Below are 19834 nucleotides of genomic sequence, written 5' to 3' on the forward strand. Positions count from 1 at the left end.
CTGCGGAGAAAAAAATGAACTGGCAAAAAAAAGAAATCGGCCCTGAGCTGGTAAACGAGATAAAAAGAAAATACGGCTGTGATCCCCTGACTTCGGCAATATTGGTACGCCGCGGAATTATAGAAGGTAAGGATATTTTATTCTATCTGGAAGACGATATGCGCTATCTACACAGCCCCTTTCTATTTAAGAACATGGAAGATGCCGTAGACCGTATTTTGGATGCAAGGGAAGAAGGCGAGAGGGTTTTAATTTTCGGCGACAGGGATGTGGACGGTATCACAAGCACAACCCTCCTTTATGAGGCCCTAAAAGACCTGGGCCTTGACGTGTCGTGGCGCATCCCGACCGGGGATGAAAGCTACGGGCTTTCTATAGAAGCTGTCGAAAAACACGCCGCAAATGACGGTACCCTTATCATCACTGTGGACTGCGGCATTTCCAATTTTAAAGAAATCGAAAAAGCCAATAGTTTAGGCATTGATGTAATCGTGGTCGATCATCACACTCCCCAAGAGACCTTACCGGATGCTGCCGTAATAATAAACTGTAAGGTTCCCGATTCGGGCTACCCCCACGAAAACCTATCAGGCTGTGCAACGGCGTGGAAGCTCATCACCGCTCTCCGCTTCGGAATGCATCCCTTTTATAAACAGCAGGTTTCCCTTTTAAACGTAAGGCCTGTAAATGATGCCTATTCGATAGAAGCCGTAAAACTTGTAAACATGGTTCAAATCGGGAAAATTACCGAAACCGTCGTTCCCGGAATGCTTTCTTTTTCGGAAACAAGGCTCGGCTCTTTTTTAAACGGTCAGCAAATATTTGTTTGGGATGCTCCCTTGCAAAAAAAAGCAGCTTAAAAACATCTTCGGAAACGGAATCGAATTTAATTTTTTTGATTTTCAGAGCGAGGTTGCAAAACAATTCCCGCAGATGGGAGATATGAGCCTCTTACGCTTAAAGGAATTTTCTACCATAGGAAAATACTATGAAGAAGACCGCTCGGAACTTGAAACATTTAAAAATATCTTCATAACCTTTGTTCAGCAAAAAAATAATTTTTACGGAAAACGCGAGGCCTCCGAAATTCAGCTGGTTGCCCTTTCGACCCTTGCCGACCTGATGGAGCTCTCCGGCGAAAACCGCATCATAGTAAAACAAGGCTTAAAAGAGATAAACAAAAAACCCCGCTTAGGTCTTGTAGACCTTATGGCCATGCAAAAACTATTGGGAGCTCCCATAGGAACCGAAGACATAGCGTGGAACATTTCTCCCTTGGTGAATGCTTCAGGCAGAATGGGCCGGCCCGAAACGGCTATCGAGCTTTTTCTTGCTCAAGACTCAGGCGAGAGAACGGCTAAGGCTCAAGAAATATTTCAAATGAATGAGGATAGAAAGGCTCTCGGTGCTAAGGCTTGGGAAGTTGCCCTGCCTCTCGCTATTGAAAGCTTAAAGGATTATAACGAAAAATTGGTAGTTGCCGTCAGTACGGAATTTCATCGAGGAATTACCGGAATTCTTGCAGGAAAGTTGGCCGAATACTTTAAACTTCCGGCCCTTGCCATCTGCCTTATGCCGGACGGAAGTGCAGTTGCCTCCATAAGGTCAGCCAGAGGTTTCCGTCTTTTGGATTTTCTTGAGCCATACAGCGAGCTTTTTTTTGGACTACGGCGGACACGATTTTGCGGCCGGTTTCGGCATCGAGCAGGAAAAGTTGAAGCAGTTTTTGGACAGTCTAAAACAATTTTCCATAGCAATGGAATTTGAAAATGATTCAAATGCCGAAACGCTTACAATTGATGCAGAGCTTCCCCACGATTATTTAAAACCCGAAATCCTAAACTTGGTCGATAAATTTGAGCCCTACGGATGTAATTCCCCGGCACTGACATTTATGACAAAGCGGGTAAAAATTTTAAATGCAAACATTATCGGCAAGGCAGAGCCTCTTCACCTGCGTTTTAATTTGGAATGCGGAAAATATAAATGGACTGCTCTTTATTGGAAGGCTGCCGAAAAACTCGGAACGGAATTTAAGGTTGGGGATTATGCCGATATAGTATTCAATATATCGAAAAATTACTTTAACGGATCCGTTACTCCGAAGATGGTGATCCGCGACTTAAAGAAAATAGATTAGCTATATATTGACTAAAATCAAGGATGATAAAATGTTAAAAAAAAGAAAGCTCCATTTACTTATTTTTTTCTGCTTTTTGTTAAATACTTACGCATCGGGCAAAACGGATGCTTACGATGGGGAACAAAAGAATAAATCAGGAAAAGTTTCCCATATTGTATCGATGCCGGCAAGCGGAGAGTTGGGATCTTTTTTTACCGTCAAATTTAAAGCTAAACGAAAAATAGAAAAAGCATGGATTACCATATACAATACGGAAGAAAAAAAAGTGCAAACCATCAATGCCTTTCCCGTCGATAAATCGAAAAAAGAATGGGCTGCTATTGCTGCTGTTGCTGTTTGGTGGAAGAGCGGAAAATGGAAGATTCGGACTCATCTGATAATTGATGAGGCCCTATTTGAAGAGGACAGGGGCTTTGAGGTTTTGGAAAAAGAATTTAAAGAACTTGTAATGAAGCTGAGTGCAAAAAACACTAAAATTTTAAAAGACAAAAGCCCCAAAAAAAATGAGCAAAGAAACAGATTTGCAGAAATTTTAAAGGTACAAAATATTGAAAGCCTTTATTTTAAAGGCCCCTTTTCGATGCCCTTTGATGCTAAAAGAATAAGCTCTACATTTGCAGAAAAACGCACCTCAAAATATATTGATGGGAAAACTGCGGTAAGCCGGCACTGGGGAGTCGATTATCCGGCCCCTATCGGAACCCCTATCTTTGCTCCCGGGGAGGGTAAGGTTGTGCTTGCCGAAAACAGGATAGTAACGGGTTGGACCCTTATGATAGAGCACGCTCCTGCCGTTTACACCATTTATTATCACCTCAACAAGATTCATGTATCAGAGAATTCTTTTGTAAAGCAAGGAGAAAAAATAGCTGATATAGGGACAACAGGTTTTTCTACAGGCCCGCACCTTCATTGGGAACTTCGCATAAACGAAGTGCCTGCCGATCCCGAACTTCTTCTCAAAAAAGAATTGTTTTAGGGTTTTATGGTTATATAGCTACATAGTATTGACAAGAACTCTTTAATCCTCTATAATCTTTCTTGTGAGGTACTATATGAAAAATTTTAAATCTTTTATTTTATTCACCCTTAGCGGCATCCTTGCCGGACTACTGATTATTTCTTGCGGCAGCAAGGATGAAAGAGCCCTTATTGCTTTAAAAAAAGAGTCGAGGGTAAGAGCCGAAAAATCCATTAAGAAATTTGCAGATGAATATTTTATGAGCAGTGAACTGGAAAAAAACGGTTCGATTACTTTTGATGCCGGGATTAAGGATTTTAAAAATACTATTAAGAGAACCGAGGCTGATAAGAAACCTTTGAATACAGCCGGTATTGAGAAGCTTATCGAAAACAACATCGGTTTAAATTTTACTTTTATCAATGACCAAAAAGAAAAATCTATAATTTATTCTTACGGTATTAAAAATCCGAGGCCGGGAATGCCGGAACTTCCTATGTTGATTATGAAATTGGGAAATAAAAATATTGAGGTGGCAAGTCCTGCTGTTCAAAATAAAACATTCTATATGCCTTCAAACGGTATAGGAAAATTCTTGGCTCTCATTTCGCCTAACAATTTTCTTTCGTTTTTTAATATGAATTTTTCATATAACGAAATAAAAAACATGATGACTATGAAGCTTGACAGACATTCTCAAAAAAGATATGCCAAAGCAGAAAAATCTCTTTATAAAAATGCCGACATCAAAAAAACGGATTCCGGTTATATGGTTAGTTTTAATAATGAAGATCTAAAACAAGTTCCGGCCCTTTTTTGGTATGCATTAAAAAACGATAACCGGCTTAAGTTAATGTTGAGTATGTATGAAAATATTCTTACAAAAGAAATAATGGATAAGTTTTCCGAAGAGATTTCGCCCGAAAAATTGGCTATCCCTGAAGGTTTCCGTATTGCCGAAGAAATAAGCGTAAAAGACGGATTAATTTCAAAAGATATGTTTACCGTTTTTGTAGAAAACAAACCCATGCTCAGATTGAGCTATGAAATTGGAGACTATGATTATGTTCTGAATAGTTTTAATGCACGCATAGAATGGGCTGATAGTATAGATCCCGCCTCCCGTTCTATAGAATTAAAAAGCAGCGGCTCATCAAACGAAAATAAGGCCGATTTTAAAATAAGTATGCAGTTTAATGCCAAGAATTCGATGGATGAAAAAATCTTACTTGCAGATGCAAATTATTCCGTGCTTATCGATAAAACAAAGCAATCGGATAATTTTAAGGTTTTAATGAATTTCGGTTTCCCAAAAATGATACCTGTATATGCAGAAAAAAACGAAGCAGATAAAGATTATACGGATAAAGATAATATGATGGAAAGAATGGAAATGTCGGTTTCGGGCAGCTTTAATAAGAGTGCCGACACTGCGGAATTCTCCATCAATAAAATGAATGTAAATGTTTCTGAAGAACTTGGCGGAGGCAGCCTTGAAGCTGAGCTTGAATCAAAAATGGTTATAAGCAGCAAGATTCTAAAAAATATCGAAATGCCTAAAGATAGACTTAATGTTCTTGAAATGAGCCCTGAGGAGTGGACAAAACTTAAAAATGAGGTTATGATGAAAATGGAAACAATGTCAAAGGAGTATAAAAAATAAATCCTTTGATACAAGGAGGACTTATGCAGATTCCTATAGAGGAGATAAGAGTAAGGCAAAGAGCCAGAAAAGAATTTATAGAAATTGATGAGCTGGCAGAAAGTCTAAACCGTATAGGGCTTTTAAATCCGATCATTGTCGATCAAAATAAGGTGCTCATAGCCGGACAGAGACGGTTGGAGGCTGCAAAAAAACTTGGTTGGAAAACCATAGAAGCCAGAGTGCTTTCTTTAGAGGATGAAAGCCTCGCTCTTGATATTGAGATTGAAGAAAATGTACAAAGACAGCAGTTTTCTGATGAGGAGCTTTTAAATGCTTTTACGCGTCTTAACCGCTTAAAAAATCCCGGGTTTTTTGTAAGATTTTGGCGTTCGGTAAAGTCATTTTTTAAGCGAATTTTCGGTAAAAAAAAGGAATCGGCTGGAGATTAGAAACAAAAAAGCCTCCTTAATTTAGGAGGCTTTTTTATTACTCTTCTTTGTTTTCTTCTTCTGTCTGTTTTTTTCCATGCCTAAGAGAATAAAGGTAACGCTTTATTTTTTGGCTTGCGGTTTTTTCGAATTCTTCTACAACTTCAATTTTATCTATCTTTGAAAATTTGTTGACCTTTGAGTTGACAAAGAATTTTATCTCATTTAGCATTTCTTCCCTTTTATGAAGTATTGCATTGGAAAGCTCTGAAAAGGCATCGCCTATTGCATCTTGTAGGCGGACATAGGCGACTAAAGATGTGTTTTCACCCTCTACAACGAGAGCTTCTGATACAAGAGGATGCTGGTTTAGAACGAATTCTATATCTTCAGGATAGATATTTTCTCCTGCTGCCCCTAAAATCATATTTTTTGATCTTCCCTTTAAACTGACCCGGCCCTTATCGTCCATTACGCATAGATCGCCGGTCTTAAACCATCCGTCGTCGGTAAAGACTTCCTTTGTCAAATCCGGGGCATTGTAGTATCCCTGCATTACATTGGGACCCTTTACCAAGAGTTCTCCGACTCCGGTTTGCGGATCTTTATCTCCTATTTTGATTTCGACTCCGGGAAGATTAGCACCTATTACTCCCGGTGTAGTTTTATACACTGCGGAGTAGGCTACCAAGGGAGATGTTTCGGTAAGACCGTATCCTATTGCATATGGAAATTTTGCATCGACCATAAACTGTTCGACAATAGGATCGGTTTTTGAGCCGCCTATGCCGAAAAATTTAAGCCGGCCGCCGAAGGTTTTCTTTAGCTTTTTTCCTGCTTTGCGGCACAATAATTTTCTTCCAATTTTTGTGCCGTAAATCTTTTTTATAAGAGGACTTGCATTAAAAGCCGGCAGAATCTTTTGTTTGTAGATTTTTTCGATTACAATCGGAACAGACAGCATAAAATGAGGTCTTACTTTTTGAAGGGCGGGAAGCAAATTGCGGGGAATAGGCGGGCCTTCAAGATAGTAGATACAGGCTCCGTTCAGCATAAACATTAAAAAACCTATTGTAAACTCATAAACATGAGACATGGGCAATATTGAAAGTGCAACTTCATATTGGTTTATTCGTTGACAGTGTTGACCCGCAATAGCAGTAAAAATAAGGTTTTTATGTGTGAGGACGACTCCCTTGGAGCGGCCGGTAGTTCCAGATGTGTAAATAATTGAAGCTATGTCTTCTTCTTTACATTCATGATCCGGCATGGGAGAGTCCGTTTTTAACTCTCCTCTTTTTACTGAAAAATCGGTTATGTTAATTATAATATCGAGGTCTTCGGTGTTGTTTAGCTTTGCCAAAAGTTTTTCACCGGCAAAGATTGCCCTTGCCTCCGAGTGTTTTAAGCAAGCGGTTGCCTCGCTTTCATTAAAGTCAGGTAAAAGCGGTACGGCAATGGCTCCGAATGTAACTATGGCAAAATAAGAAATTGCCCACTGGGGGGAGCTTGTGCTGAATATCGCCACCTTATCAAGAGGCTTTATGCCTAATGAATGTAATAATTTTTTTACCGAATTGACTTTTTCATTCAATTCTTCATAGCTTATTGGTTGGTCCGATACATATGAAAGAGCGGGTCTATCTGAAAATTTTGAGACCGAATTTTTTAATAAGGCATCAAATGTGTATTTTCCAAGATCATCAATTGTCTGCATAAATCCTCCGTGCAAAAACAGTATCTGCTATGAATAAGACACTTAAACGGTAATAAGGTTGCATTTTTATTGATTTTTATACCATTCCGCTATTTTTTTATTAAGCGAAGGAATCGAATCAGGATAAATTGAGGTATTGCATGTTTCTTTCAAATAAGGCATTAAAATCTCTTTTTTTTAGCATGGGCCAGTTGCTCGGAAGTATATGAGGTGCATAAAAACTTTGAGTTTGAGGCAGATGCGACAATAGAAGAGGGTAGTATCTGGGAAAAAGTTTTTCGGTTACCTGCCGCAAAGCCGAAAAACCTCCTGCAAGGCCGAAGGCGCTTATCATCAGATTCATCTCATTTGCCCGATTCAAAAGCTGTTCTTGGGTTTTAACCTGAAAAAACCAAATAAAAAAAGCTTCTGCGGCCTTAGAGTTTTTTGCTTTGCTGCATATTCCTCCATATAAAATATCGTCTTTTAAAGGGGTTTTTCCGTTAAAGGCAAGCCACCTAAAATCTATATTTTCCAATCGCTTTTGAGGTGTATAAAAAAGTTCTTCACTTGAAGCATAATAAAAAAGACATTTTCCGTTTTTGACCAAAACATATGGCGAGTCATAAAGGTATTTAAATTTAAAATCGTCCTCGGCCGCAGCTGATGTATTGACCTCGCTGCTCCAATCCCGTATATAGTTTATTGCATTTTGAAGCGATTTATCGTTCCATGAAAAAAAGTCTTTTTCTTCTTCAAAGGATGCATTGAAGCCCTTGGTGTTCATGTACAAAAAATCGTCTGACCAGCGGGGGGAAAAGCCCATTGCCGTATAGTTCCCTTTGTTTGCCTTATTAAACTTAATCGAAAAATCCCGTATCTCATCAGGAGAAATTGAAAAGTCGCTCTTTGTTTTAAATTTGTTTGCCGATGAGAAAATAATCATCGGTAAGTTAAAACTTATAGGCAAGAGATATTGATTGCCCGAAATATTTCCTAAGTTTAAAAGTTCGGGATAAAAGTCGTTTTTGTCTATCTTTTTTTCTCCAAAAAGATTATTGATTTTTTTGAATTTCACTCTGGCGGACTTTCCCTTAAGCCAGGCACCGATAACAATGTCGGGCTGGACATCCGTATTTATTAGAGCATCAACAGGACTTTTTTTGTATTCGACAATAATTTTATATTTATTTTGAGAGTTGTTAAAAACTTCACAATAAGAAACAAACTCTGCTCTGTCTGTCCAAATTACCGCTATCTTGTCTTCTTCGGTTTTTGAACATGAGGTAAAAACTATCACTGCAAGTATAAAAAATAAAATATATCTTTTCATAAATTTTCTCTTATTCTACCGTTATTGTTTTTAAAATCGCCCCGGTTTTCCGCTCATACCATGATACTGTATCGCCGAAGTTGAGGCTTATAAAATATTTTTTTAAGATAATCGCTTCTTTAGGAAATCCATATGAGCGGGATAATCGTCTGGCTTGCTTTGAGGATGTATTGTAGTGAACAAGCGAGCTGTTCCCTAAGTTTGTTAAAATATCGTTTCCCGAAATTTCCAAAAAAGCATCTACATCTTCTTCTTTGTAGGAAAGGATGGGTTTAAAAGTGCTGTCGATTAAATTTTTGCGGTTTAAGCCTATATGCAAAAGTTCTGTTTTAGGTGAAGGATTTGTCCCTGTCAAAAAACATGCAAGGCTGTTAGGGCGCGAGCTATTTTGTTCAAGGGAAAAGGCTAAATTTCCTTCCATAGGAATCGGGCTTGTTTCTTCCGTGAGGGTGTTTATTATAAAGACCGGAGTTTGAGAGCGGCCTACGGCACTTTTGGCAATCAGCATTGTGCTATCGTCTACTTGAACCGCATTTTGAATTCCGGGGGCATTATAGACGAATTCTTTTTTTTCGTTTTCAAAATTAACCAGTGTAACTCCGTTAAAGGACTCGACATATAAAAATAAATTCTTATAAACCGAAACCGATATTACCGTTTCTTTAGGCGTGATAATTCTTTTTAAGATTTTTGTATCGAGAGAGTAGTGGGATATCGGAGTTCCCTTTTTTATATCCGACCACAGTAAAAAGCCGTTGTTATAATATGTAAACTTATTTGTTTTAAGGCCTTCTATTATTGAAACGGGTTTTTCTTCAGGTGAATTTTGAACATAGATTTTTCCGTCTTTTAGGATGTACAAAACATTTCCGTCGCTTGTTATGTCGTCTATTTTTGAGTCGGAGTAGGCAAGAGGTTTTTCAAGATTAACCGAAGAGTCTTCGTTTAAGCCTATCATATAAATCGAGCCGTCCCGGGTTCCGATTATCATGTGATTTTTAATATGGCGGGCTGCCGTTATTTTGGAATTCCCCGGTACATAAAAGCCCTTTGAAGAAGCATCTCCCTGTCTGATGCACCATTCATTTTTTCGTTTTGTTCTTTCAATCCAAATAGGAACCGAGTCTTGGATTTTGGAAGCGAAGAGGGCATATCGGGCCTGATGTTTCGATACCGTTTCCCCGGTAACGGCATCTATTACGTAGACATTATTGTCCTTATAGCCGATAATTCTTGTAAAGTTTTTTATAAGATTCGGATTTTCAAGTTTGTTCTCTGTCCTGAATTCTTTTAGCTTTTTTTTCTTTGATATATCGGTGTAAACAAGGCGTCCCGATTCTCCGTAAGTTACAATGCTTCTTTCGGTTGATGCTGTCGCTGCCAAAAAAACTATTCCGGGTGCTTCCTGATAAATATTTTGTACGATGCCCTTTGAATCCAATACGGTAATGCCGTCGGTAGACCTATTGCCTACGAAGAGGTAGGTTCCGTTGGCCGACCATGAAAGGGATACGACAGAATCGGATAAGCGTTTTGAAAATAGTGCTTTCTTTTTTGCCCAATCCCAAAGGGAAACTTGATGGATGCTGAATCCGTTTGTTTCATAAACAGCGACAAGTTTTCCCTGAGGATGGACGGCTATTTTTTGTATGGGCATACTTGAAAGCTGCCAAGTATCAGGCTCAAATTTGGGATAGGAATATCTTGTAACAAAGCCGTCCTTTCCCGCCGCAAAAAATATCGGTAAGGTGCCTGAGTTCATTATTTCGGTAACTCCGCCCGAAAATTTGTGTACAACCTTTGCTGAGCGGAATCTGTCTTTTTCGGGAGCGTTTGTCCTTGAAGCTGTGTTGCGTGAATAAAGAGTCTTGTCGTTTGCAACTGCAAGGGTCATAGCCTGAGCAAATACAAGAGCGTTTATTTTTTTTTCTTCCGGTTTTGTTTCTGTGTTTTCGCTTGTTACAGGCTGAGCCGGCTGTGCTGCGTTTGAGTTTTCTTCCGGCTGCTCTTGCATGTTTGTATTAGTACTTGTGTCAGGCTGTGATGGTGCTGATGTATTAGTGCTTGTTGCAGGTTGTGATGCTGCTGATGTATTAGTGCTTGTTTCAGGCTGTGCCTTTGTTGAGGAATTTGTTTTCGTGCCTGTTTCAGTTTGAGTTTGCTGTGTTGTGTTTGTGCTTGCTTCAGGCTGAGTTTTTGTTGATGGGTTTGTTTCATTTTTAGATTTTGGTGACACATCCTTATTTGCTTCCGGCTGCTCGGCAACCTCGCTCCAAGGGAGATCCTGATTTTGGGCTCCTAACGAAACAGATAAAAAAATTAAAGCAAAAAATAAGCAAAGATATTTTTTGTTCATAAACTATTAATCCCTTCCTTCGGTAAAAATATTTTGATAGGAAAGATAGTTTCCCAAATAAACAGCCGTAAAGACCTCAGACTTTTTTTTATTTTTTATATCTTGGCAAACCGATTCATATAATTTGACCGGAATTTTCATAACTGCAACTTGGTTTTCTTTTAAGCCGTAAACATAAAACTCAAAGCTGCCGTCATCGTTTACCGAGTGAAAAAAGATTTTTATCTTTTTTCCTTTTATATCCTTTCCGCTATCCAAGATAAAGAATTTTAAAACTTCCATTGCATGAGGATCTAGCCCTGCTTCCACAACGGCAAGCCGTTCAGCCAATTCCGAATAGCCTATAACCGGAGTTTCATCGGCTTTTTCATATTCTATCTTTTCTGCTTTTTTTGTTTTTTCGTTTATTTCTTTTAATCCCGAACAGCTTGAAAGGCAGGCTATCCTGTCTGCCTCAGGCACGAATAGCAATGTAAGATTTTTTGAGGGCCATTCGATTCTTGTCTTTATTTCGGAACGCACTTTTCTTCCGCATTGAGGGCATTTAAATGTTAAATATGAACCGTCAGCTATTTTTTTTAATATTTCAGGTTCCTTATCCAAATTGATTTCGGCATTATGTTCAATTTCAAAGCTTGTATCGCAAGGACAATTTATCTTCATAATAAAACTCCAATATTCTCATATTATACCAAATTTTAGATAAAAATGTAAGGGCTGATGAGCCTCTGTTCAGGGTAAAAATACCGCTTGCATATATCTTCAATTTATGGCATTATGTTGCCCTATGAAAATTTTTTATTGCGGTAAACGGGCTTTAAGGCTTGCTTTTGTTTTGTTGATTTTTATGCTCCCGCTTTATGCTCAAGATATTTTTTTGACAGGAAGTTCTGCGGGCTTGTTTAGAATAGATAATTTTAGGACAAAAAAAATTTGGAGTGATGCGGCGGTTTTGAAAATATCTAAGGCCGGAAATCAATGGCTTTTTTTTAACGGACAAGGGTCTTGCTGCAAGCAAAAACTTAAAAGAGTTTTACTATCTAAACGATAAACTTCCGAAAAAGATAATTAAAAATATAGATAAAAACGGAAATAAAACCTTTATAGAAAAAATTCCTCAGCTTAAAGATTTGGAAGTTCATCCCTTTAATCCGAATATCTTTGTTACTGCAACTTCAAGCAATGTTTTTTTGACGAGAGACTCGGGAAAAACTTGGGAAGACCTTGGTGCCAATCATTCGGTAAACGGAATAAAGGCTGTAAGTGTTTTGGATATGCCTAATGCAAGGGGCGAAAAAGTTTTAACTGTTTTTGTTTCGCACTCCATCGCCGGTATGGCATGGAAGCAGCCCGATGTAAATTCTAAAATTTGGAACGATATAAGCGACGGTTTAAAAAAAGGCCCTGAAGGAGTTGAAGAAGTATCCGATATTGTTTTTAATCAAATTTCAAACGAGTCTCAAGTTTATTGTGCTCAAACATTTTCAGGCTTGATGTACAGGCTTGATTGGAATAAAAAAATCTTTATACTCTTAAACGAAAAAGAAGCAAACGATAAAAAACTTGTCTGTGTAGATAGTTTGAATATAATAGACAACACTGTCTTCGGTGTGATAGAAGGCGGCTTGTTTGAAACTAATTTAATTATGCCGAATACTCAAGTTTACACTTCTAAAAAAATATTGAAAAATTATAATAAGGTAAAAAAATACCTTAAAGACTCAAATTATCTTTGTGCCTTTGTGCCGAATAGTTTAACATTGTTTAACGGTAACCTATCATTATCGGAGCTTTGGTTATTACATGATAAAAAAAATCAAAGCAATCCTTATTTAAAAATATCGGACGGTAAAAAAGGAATTTATACGCCTACCCATCAAATGAAAGATGAAAAATCATTTGCTCGCCATCTTAAAACAATCAAGGATAATAAACTCAATGCCCTTGTCATCGACATGAAAGATGAGGCGGGTTTTGTCCGTTATGAAAGTAAAAACGAAGATATAAAAAAATATAACGGAATAAAATATACGCTCGATATCGAAAAATTTATAAAAAAGGCAAAGGCTGAAAATATTTATCTTATTGCCCGCATTGTAGTGTTTAAAGATAAAAACTTATACAGATATAATGAAGGTCAATACGCCGTCAAGGATAAGGCAACCGGAAAACCTTGGCAGGGTTATAATATTTATAACGGCGAAAAAGAACTTATACAGGAGTATTGGGCCGATCCTTATAATGAAGATGTTTGGAAATACAATGTCGATATAGCCGAAGAGCTTTGCTCGCTCGGCTTTGACGAGATTCAATTTGACTACATCCGTTTTCCTACAGACGGCCTAAACCTTGCAGATGCCCGGTATCCTGCACGGGAAAACGGCATGGATAAGGTCAGTGCTCTTATGTCGTTTTTGGCTTACTCGCGTGAAAGAATCAAAGCTCCCATTTCGATAGATATTTACGGAGCAAACGGCTGGTACCGCACGGGTGCCCGCACCGGTCAGGAGGTAGAACTCCTTGCAGAATATGTAGATGTTATCTGTCCTATGTTTTATCCCAGCCATTTTGCTCAAAGCTTTTTAGCCTATAAGCCTGCCGAAGAAAGACCTTATAGAATTTATCATCAAGGTTCTTATAGAAACAAATTGATGGCACGCAATAAGGTGATAGTGCGCCCCTGGGCCCAAGCCTTTTTTATTCCGGTTTCTTACGATAAAAAATACTATGATGAAAATTATGTAAAACGCCAAATTTTAGGAATTAAGGATTCCATAGATGAGGGTTATATTTATTGGAATAATTCGGGCCGCTACTTGGATCTGCGTCCTGACGGGGAGGGCTTATAATGACGGAATTTACAGCAGCTTCAAAAGAACTTCATGCCGTGCACCAATGGGGAATAGAAGTAATCAGGGCCGTACAAAATTTTTTCACATCCGGTTCTTACCGAAATCCTAAAAGTTTTTACGGATGCTTCAACCTACGGCTTTGTAGTTTTTATTATAGGCCTATATCTTTGGTGCATCGATTACAAAAAGGGTCTTCACCTTGCTTACGCCGCAGCCTTTACCTCAGGGCTTAACGGAGGAATTAAGCGTATCTTAAAAGTCCCCAGGCCTTTTACTCATGCCCCGGAAATTATGCTTAAAAGCATAGGAGGATATTCGATGCCTTCGGGGCACTCTTCGATAAGCTCTTTTATATATCCGGCTGTTTTGTTTTATAAGCCGCTTAGAGAAAAACTCTCGAAAGATTCCCAATCGAATAATATCGAAAAAAACGGTACAGCTTCAGCTAGGCTAAAAATAGCGGCAGCAATTATCCTTCCGCTCTTGGTAGGTTTTTCACGGGTTTATCTCGGAGTACACTATCCGACCGATGTTCTATTAGGCTGGGCACTAGGAACCTTTATCTTTTTAGCTTTGATGTTTTTTCTTCCCGCAGTTGAAGCAAGGCTTTCTTCCTCAAGCAAGACTTATGAAGAAGATCTGCAAAACATTAAATTCAAAAAAGATGCATCAATAAGGTTTACGCTTGCGGCTATTTTTTCATTTATACTCATTTTAATTTCGAAGGAAAAGGTAAATGAGGCAGGCGTTATCCTTGGGCTTGCTTTTGGAAATATCCGAATCCTGGAAAATTCTAAATATAATTTTGATGCTTCTTCAGGCTCTGCACTTCAAAAGCTTCTAAGATTTATTATCGGGGCCGCTCTTTCATGTATTCCGATTTTAATTTTCTATCTTTTAAAAATAGATTCAAGCTATGCTCAATACAGGCTCTACCGCTTTTTGGAATTCTTTGCGGTCGGAGCTCTTGCCTCCGGTCTTGCCCCGATAATCTTTTGCCGTTTAAAACTTTCTGGGGGAGAGAATGCAGACAGGTAAATATTCCCTAGACGATCCGATAGCCGCAATAGCCACTGCCCTAAGCCCTGCCGCCCTCGGAATTGTACGCACCTCAGGGAAGGGGTCGATAGACCTTGCTTCCGCAATTTTTTCCAGGCCCGAAAAACTAAAAGAGGCTAAAGGCAACACTATCCTGCACGGCTGGATCTTGGATCCCGAATCAAAAAAAGAAGTCGATGAGGTTACGGTCTGCGTTTATAGGGAGCCTAAGAGCTTTACGGGAGAAGATGCTGTTGAGTTTATCTGTCACGGCGGCACTGCCGTCGTTTTAAAAATATACCGCCTACTAATCGAGAACGGTTTTAGGGCCGCCGAGGGCGGTGAGTTTACCTTCCGTGCCTTTGCGAACGGAAAGGCCGACCTGACGCGTGCAGAGGCTGTAAACGAAATTATCAATTCAAAAACCGATATAAATATAGAACTTGCAGCAGGCCGCCTTTCGGGAAATCTTTTTTCGGGGATAGAGGAAATAAAGCAAGGTCTCACAAGGGTTATCGCTGCCGCCGATGTCGAAATAGAATACCCTGAAGACGAGGAGACTACAGAAGGAGCCTTTTCGCCTGATTTGATTTTAAAGGTGATAGAGCCTCTTCAAAATTTAGCCGGCTCATGGGCAGCAGAAAAAATCTTTATTCAAGGGGCTAAGGTTGTTCTTGCAGGTAAAACCAATGCCGGAAAATCCTCCCTCTTTAACGCCCTCTTAAAAGAAGACCGGGCCATAGTTTCGGACATTCACGGCACGACAAGGGACTGGCTTGAGGCCTCCTTAAACTTTAACGGAATCCCTGTAAGCCTTTACGACACGGCAGGTATTCGTTATACCCAAGATTCCATTGAGGCTATCGGGGTAGAGCGGAGCTTGGAGATGAGCCGCAACGCAGACCTCATCCTCTACCTTTGCGATCCTAAAGATATTTTATCTTCGGGTAGTTTAAACAAAGATGATTTAGACTTTATAAAAAATGCAAGGCCTCCCGTAATTACCATTATCACAAAAGAAGACCTGCTTGATGCCGAGTCAAAAGAAAAGCTACAGGAAATTTTAAGTAAAGAAAAAATTGAAGAGGCCCTTATAATTTCATCAAAGGCTTCAAGCGGGATCAAGGCCCTGTCCGAAAAGGCCTATGCTGTTTTAGCAAAAAACACCGATAGGTCAGGCTTTTCAAAGGCTGCCTCCCTCGGAAGCGAGAGGCAAAGGGATGCCGTTCAAAAGGCCTTGGATGTGCTTGAAACGGCTTATCAAAACGCTGTCTCAGGCTTCCCCCTCGATCTTCTTGTAGAAGACCTTGAAGAAGCCTTAAGCTTTTTAGGAGAAATTACCGGCGAAGTCCGCTCCGACGATATCCTCGATAAGGTCTTTTCAGGTTTTTGTGTCGGTAAGTAAAATCGGTTTATTCCTCGACTTGAGCCATCTCTGCGATTTGCTCCAAATGGGATTCTACATGTCGGCCGTGGGTTAAGACCACCAGTCTGTCGCCTGCCGAAATAGATGTGCTTCCGTCTGGGATGATTTCTTCTTCGCCGCGGGCAATGCTTACGATTAAACACTCATCGGGCCATGTAACATCCTTTATCGGCTTTCCGTCCAAAAAGGATTCGGGAGAAACGCAGACTTCAAAAACCTGCTTGCCGTGATCTTCTTCCTTTTCTTTTTGATTTGAAAAATCTTCGCTGTTTAAAATCTGCTTTAAAAGCACCTCGTCATTTGGCGGAGACTTTATTATGTTTGCCGTAATGTAGGCAGCGGCCGAGGTCAGCACCAAGCCGCCTAGGTGGAAAAGGTCTCCGCTCGTTTCTGCAAGAAGCACTATTGCTGTAACCGGAGCCTTTATTACTGTAGTAAAAAAGGCCGCCATCGCAAAGACCATTAGGTTTACGGCATATTGGGCTTCGATTAAATTAAAATAAACCAAAATATTCGAAAAAATAATTCCGGTCAAGGCTCCGCATGAAAGGAGGGGAACAAAGATGCCGCCTATAGCCCCCGAACCTGCCGAAAGGCCTGTAAAGATTATCTTTGCCGCAAGAATCAAAATCAGCATGGAAAGCGGAAAGCTGTGTTCCGCAAGGGCCTCGATAAGGTGATCTCCTCCGCTTGCCGCAAGAGGCAAAAAAAGACAGACGGGTACCGAAATAAGATAGGGAATCAGGGGCGCAAATTGAGGAGGAATATTTAGCTTTTTGTAAACCTTTTGAGAAGTATAAATCGATTTTTTAAAGAGATGTCCTATTACCGCTGCCGCAGCGCCCATCAAAAGGAGCCAGCCGAAATATTTTATCGGGAAGAGCTGAAGGCCGTGAAAATCAAAGATAGCTCCCTGCTTAAAAAATACCGAGGATACAAGGTCTCCCGCAAAGGCTCCAAGCATTACGCAGGTTAAAAGGAGGGGGCTTAGATACTGATGAAGATCCTCTATTGCAAAGACAATACCTGCAAAGGGAGCTCCGAAGGTAGCTGCAAGCCCTGCCGCCGCTCCGCTTGTTACCAGGCAGACCCTTTCTATATGGGAGGTTTTGCCGATTTTTTCAAAGGCGCTTCCTATATAGGCACCGATTTGAACGGAAGGACCTTCCCGTCCGATTGAAAGACCTGCACTTATGTTTAAAACCCCTCCTAAAAATTTCAAAGGTAATTCGGGCCAGGGTGTCATGTCAAGCTTTTTCATAAACTTGCCCTTGATTTGAGACACTCCGCTTCCCTTGATCATAGGATATTTTTTGATTATAAGGCCCATAAAAAGCCCTAAACCGATTACCGCCAAAATCAAAACGGCAAGGTTAAGTAAATTCCCGCCTACCGCCTTGTTATAAAAATCAATCCTAAGATTTGAAAGAAAATCGATAGATTTTCTAAATGCGGTAATGGCTAGTCCCGTAAGAATACCCACAATAAAACTTTCTCCGGCAATAATAAGATGATTGCCGTACCAATTTTCAAGAATTTTCTTTGTGCTTAAACCTGTGTATTTCATCTTTGATATTATATAAATAAGTCTTTTGCCTGTCAATTAAAATGCGCTCCAAATATCATGGAAAGCAAGATTAATGAAAAATGTAAATCCTTACCGTGTCGGTTGACAGTGTCTTATTGCGCTTTTTTGACATCACAGGCGGTTTAATAAAAATATTAAAAATCGATTTTCATAACCATAAATACCCTCTTGATAAAAAAACAATGACGTGCTACTTTAACTTTTAGATTGGAGGAAAACTTGAAAAAACATATTTGGAAATTTGCAAGATTCGGCGGGGTAACTCAGTTGGTGTTTGAAACTGCCGATGATATTCTTAATCTGAGGCAATTAGATCAAAAGCTTTGGACTACATTAGCGATGCCGACAAAAGGCATTTTCTTTAATCCCGAAACGGCTGCCATACTGGATACGGATGCCGACGGATTTATCAGCCCTCCGGAAGTTTTAGATGCCGTCGATTTTTTAGCAGAAAGTTTACAGGATGTCGGTATCATCATGAAAGACGGTGATACACTTTCTCTCGGCGATATAAAAAGTACTGCAATTGCCAAGACAGCGGAATGGGCTTTAAGAAGTCAGGGAAAAACAGGCAGTATAATTTCACTTGCGGATATTGTAAACGAAAATAAAATTATAAAATCAAATGAACTCGGAGAACTATCTGATAATGACAGCGATGATCTCCGCCTGAAAAAAGTGCTTTCACTGTATGTAAAAGAAAATATAAACAGCACGAGTGAAGCCATCTTTGACATGTTTACTAATGACAGGAACCAATGCCTCCAAAACACCGAAGATTTAAAAGCCGTCAGTGCCGGTTTAGAAAGCGCATCGATGCTAAAAGCCGTTGCCGCTTTTGAAGCCGTTAAAAACAAGATAGATGACTTTTTTGTTCGTTGTAAACTTTTGACCTATGTCAACGGGAATAATACTCCGCTCACCGACTACAGTGAAATTTTTAAAACCTTCACTGCTGTTGAATTGAACACCTCCAGTGAAAAATTACGCGAGCTTCCCATTGCATTGCCGAATACCGAAATGCTTTTGGACACACAAAGCAAAATAAACCCGGCTTGGGCAAATGAAATAAAAAAGCTCTACGCAGATGCTGTTTCACCTTTATGCGGAGAGATTTTGGTACTGACAGAAAACGATTGGAAAAATATTTCACAAAAAATTTCCGGCTTTACTGCGGTATATTCAAAGCAGGCTGAAATTAAGGCTGCAAAAATCAATCCGCAGTTTTTGGAAACAAAGCTAAATCAAAAAGATGAAATTATCACGGAAATAAATGAACAGCTGACATTTGAAAAGGAAAAACAGCACATCCAATCGCTTAAAAAATTGTTACTCCTTCGAAAAAACTTTTTTACACTTTTGAAAAATTATGTCAGCTTTTCTAACTTTTATACCGGAGGAGAAACGGCCTTTCAGGCAGGCGTTTTATTCTTTGACACAAGGGCAACAACCTTGTGCTTTGAATTAAACGGAGATGACCGACATGCAACCTTGGATATTTTGTCGGGAGCGTATTTACTTTACTGTGATATAACACGAGGAACAGCCAAGCGAAAACTTTTGGCTCTTTTAACCAATGGCGCTTCTGACAATATTGTTGTTGGAAGAAATGGTTTGTTTTATGACAGAGATGGAAACGATTGGAACGCAACTATTACTAAAGTTATTGCCAATCCGGTCAGTGTGCGTGAAGCGTTTTTCTCACCGTATAAAAATTTAGCCCGCATGATTGAAGAGCAAATTGCAAAAAAGGCAAATGCAGCAAACGAAAAATCGGATGCCCTCGTTGCAACGGCCGCAGACAAAACGGTCAATATGCCGAAAGAAGCGGCGGCGAGTTTGCCGAACAAAAAGCTTGATCTCGGGACGATTGCTTTAATCGGAACAGCAATAGGCGGAATTTCAACCCTCATCGGAAGCTTACTTCAAGCATTATTCGGCTTAGGCTTGTGGGTCCCTCTAGGACTCATCGGGCTTATACTGATTGTATCGGGGCCGTCGATGATACTCGCCGCCATGAAATTGCGCAAGCGAAGTATCGGTCCAATTCTTGAAGCAAACGGCTGGGCGATTAATGCACATGCAAAAATCAATATTCCTCTTGGAAGCTCGCTTACAAAATTGGCATCATTGCCGAAAAACGCACGGCTCGCACACCTTGACCCGTTCGCCGAAAAGAAAAAGGGTAGAAATATTTTTATTGCCGTTTTAATCCTGCTGCTTGCAGCCGCCGGTGTTTTTTGCTATTTTTATCTTATTAAAAAAACGGGTATCTATCCGTTAAATCTAAAATAAAACCGGAAACACAAAAAGGGGAGATGGAGCACCATTCGTCATTCCATCTTCCTCTTATTTGTCGAATTGACGC

11 protein-coding genes and 3 pseudogenes are annotated in these 19834 nt (G+C 39.7%); 9 read left to right on the forward strand and 5 right to left on the reverse strand.

Translation table 11 applies throughout. From position 1 onward, the window contains the following. The first annotated feature begins 14 nt into the window (after positions 1 to 14). From recJ to E4O00_RS02690, 4 genes and pseudogenes are all read left to right on the forward strand, one after another. Positions 15 to 2140: pseudogene (gene recJ / locus E4O00_RS02675) on the forward strand (single-stranded-DNA-specific exonuclease RecJ). 31 nt (positions 2141 to 2171) lie between these two features. Then, positions 2172 to 3122, forward strand: a complete 951-nt coding sequence (locus E4O00_RS02680) for a M23 family metallopeptidase (RefSeq protein ID WP_253678454.1) — start codon at positions 2172 to 2174, stop codon at positions 3120 to 3122. A gap of 76 nt (positions 3123 to 3198) precedes the next feature. Then, complete coding sequence (locus E4O00_RS02685; protein ID WP_253678455.1) at positions 3199 to 4767, forward strand: hypothetical protein; 1569 nt, start codon at positions 3199 to 3201, stop codon at positions 4765 to 4767. Between the two features lie 23 nt (positions 4768 to 4790). Beyond that, positions 4791 to 5198, forward strand: a complete 408-nt coding sequence (locus E4O00_RS02690; protein ID WP_253678456.1) for a ParB N-terminal domain-containing protein — start codon at positions 4791 to 4793, stop codon at positions 5196 to 5198. A 37-nt stretch (positions 5199 to 5235) separates the two neighbouring features. Here the strand turns inward: E4O00_RS02690 and E4O00_RS02695 are convergent, their stop codons facing one another. From E4O00_RS02695 to E4O00_RS02710, 4 genes and pseudogenes are all read right to left on the reverse strand, one after another. Next, a complete protein-coding gene (locus E4O00_RS02695) occupies positions 5236 to 6894 on the reverse strand; it encodes an AMP-dependent synthetase/ligase (protein ID WP_253678457.1) in 1659 nt (552 codons plus the stop codon). Between the two features lie 66 nt (positions 6895 to 6960). Further along, positions 6961 to 8206: pseudogene (locus E4O00_RS02700) on the reverse strand (carbohydrate ABC transporter substrate-binding protein). A 10-nt stretch (positions 8207 to 8216) separates the two neighbouring features. Further along, positions 8217 to 10562, reverse strand: a complete 2346-nt coding sequence (locus tag E4O00_RS02705) for a hypothetical protein (RefSeq protein ID WP_253678459.1) — start codon at positions 10560 to 10562, stop codon at positions 8217 to 8219. Positions 10563 to 10568: 6 nt separating this feature from the next. After that, a complete protein-coding gene (locus E4O00_RS02710; RefSeq protein WP_253678460.1) occupies positions 10569 to 11225 on the reverse strand; it encodes a CpXC domain-containing protein in 657 nt (218 codons plus the stop codon). Between the two features lie 106 nt (positions 11226 to 11331). Here E4O00_RS02710 and E4O00_RS02715 point away from each other — a divergent pair. The 4 genes and pseudogenes from E4O00_RS02715 (at position 11332) to mnmE (ending at position 15857) form a co-directional block, all read left to right on the forward strand. Next, a pseudogene (locus tag E4O00_RS02715) lies at positions 11332 to 13411 on the forward strand (putative glycoside hydrolase). Beyond that, complete coding sequence (locus E4O00_RS02720) at positions 13411 to 13647, forward strand: hypothetical protein (RefSeq protein WP_253678461.1); 237 nt, start codon at positions 13411 to 13413, stop codon at positions 13645 to 13647. Before E4O00_RS02715 ends, E4O00_RS02720 begins: the two are co-directional and overlap by 1 nt. Positions 13648 to 13663: 16 nt before the next feature. Further along, positions 13664 to 14452: a phosphatase PAP2 family protein gene (locus E4O00_RS02725; RefSeq protein ID WP_253679618.1), complete on the forward strand. Its 789-nt coding sequence runs from the start codon at positions 13664 to 13666 to the stop codon at positions 14450 to 14452. After that, positions 14439 to 15857, forward strand: a complete 1419-nt coding sequence (mnmE, locus tag E4O00_RS02730; RefSeq protein ID WP_253678462.1) for a tRNA uridine-5-carboxymethylaminomethyl(34) synthesis GTPase MnmE — start codon at positions 14439 to 14441, stop codon at positions 15855 to 15857. The genes E4O00_RS02725 and mnmE overlap by 14 nt, the downstream gene beginning before the upstream one ends. Positions 15858 to 15864: 7 nt before the next feature. Here the strand turns inward: mnmE and E4O00_RS02735 are convergent, their stop codons facing one another. Beyond that, entirely contained in the window at positions 15865 to 17481 is a 1617-nt protein-coding gene (locus tag E4O00_RS02735; RefSeq protein ID WP_253678463.1) for a ClC family H(+)/Cl(-) exchange transporter, read from the reverse strand. A 204-nt stretch (positions 17482 to 17685) separates the two neighbouring features. On the opposite strand from E4O00_RS02735, the gene E4O00_RS02740 reads away from it, so the two are divergent. After that, complete coding sequence (locus tag E4O00_RS02740; protein WP_253678464.1) at positions 17686 to 19761, forward strand: hypothetical protein; 2076 nt, start codon at positions 17686 to 17688, stop codon at positions 19759 to 19761. Positions 19762 to 19834 lie beyond the last annotated feature (73 nt).

This window comes from Treponema sp. OMZ 788, assembly GCF_024181245.1.
Classification (GTDB): Bacteria; Spirochaetota; Spirochaetia; order Treponematales; family Treponemataceae; genus Treponema_B.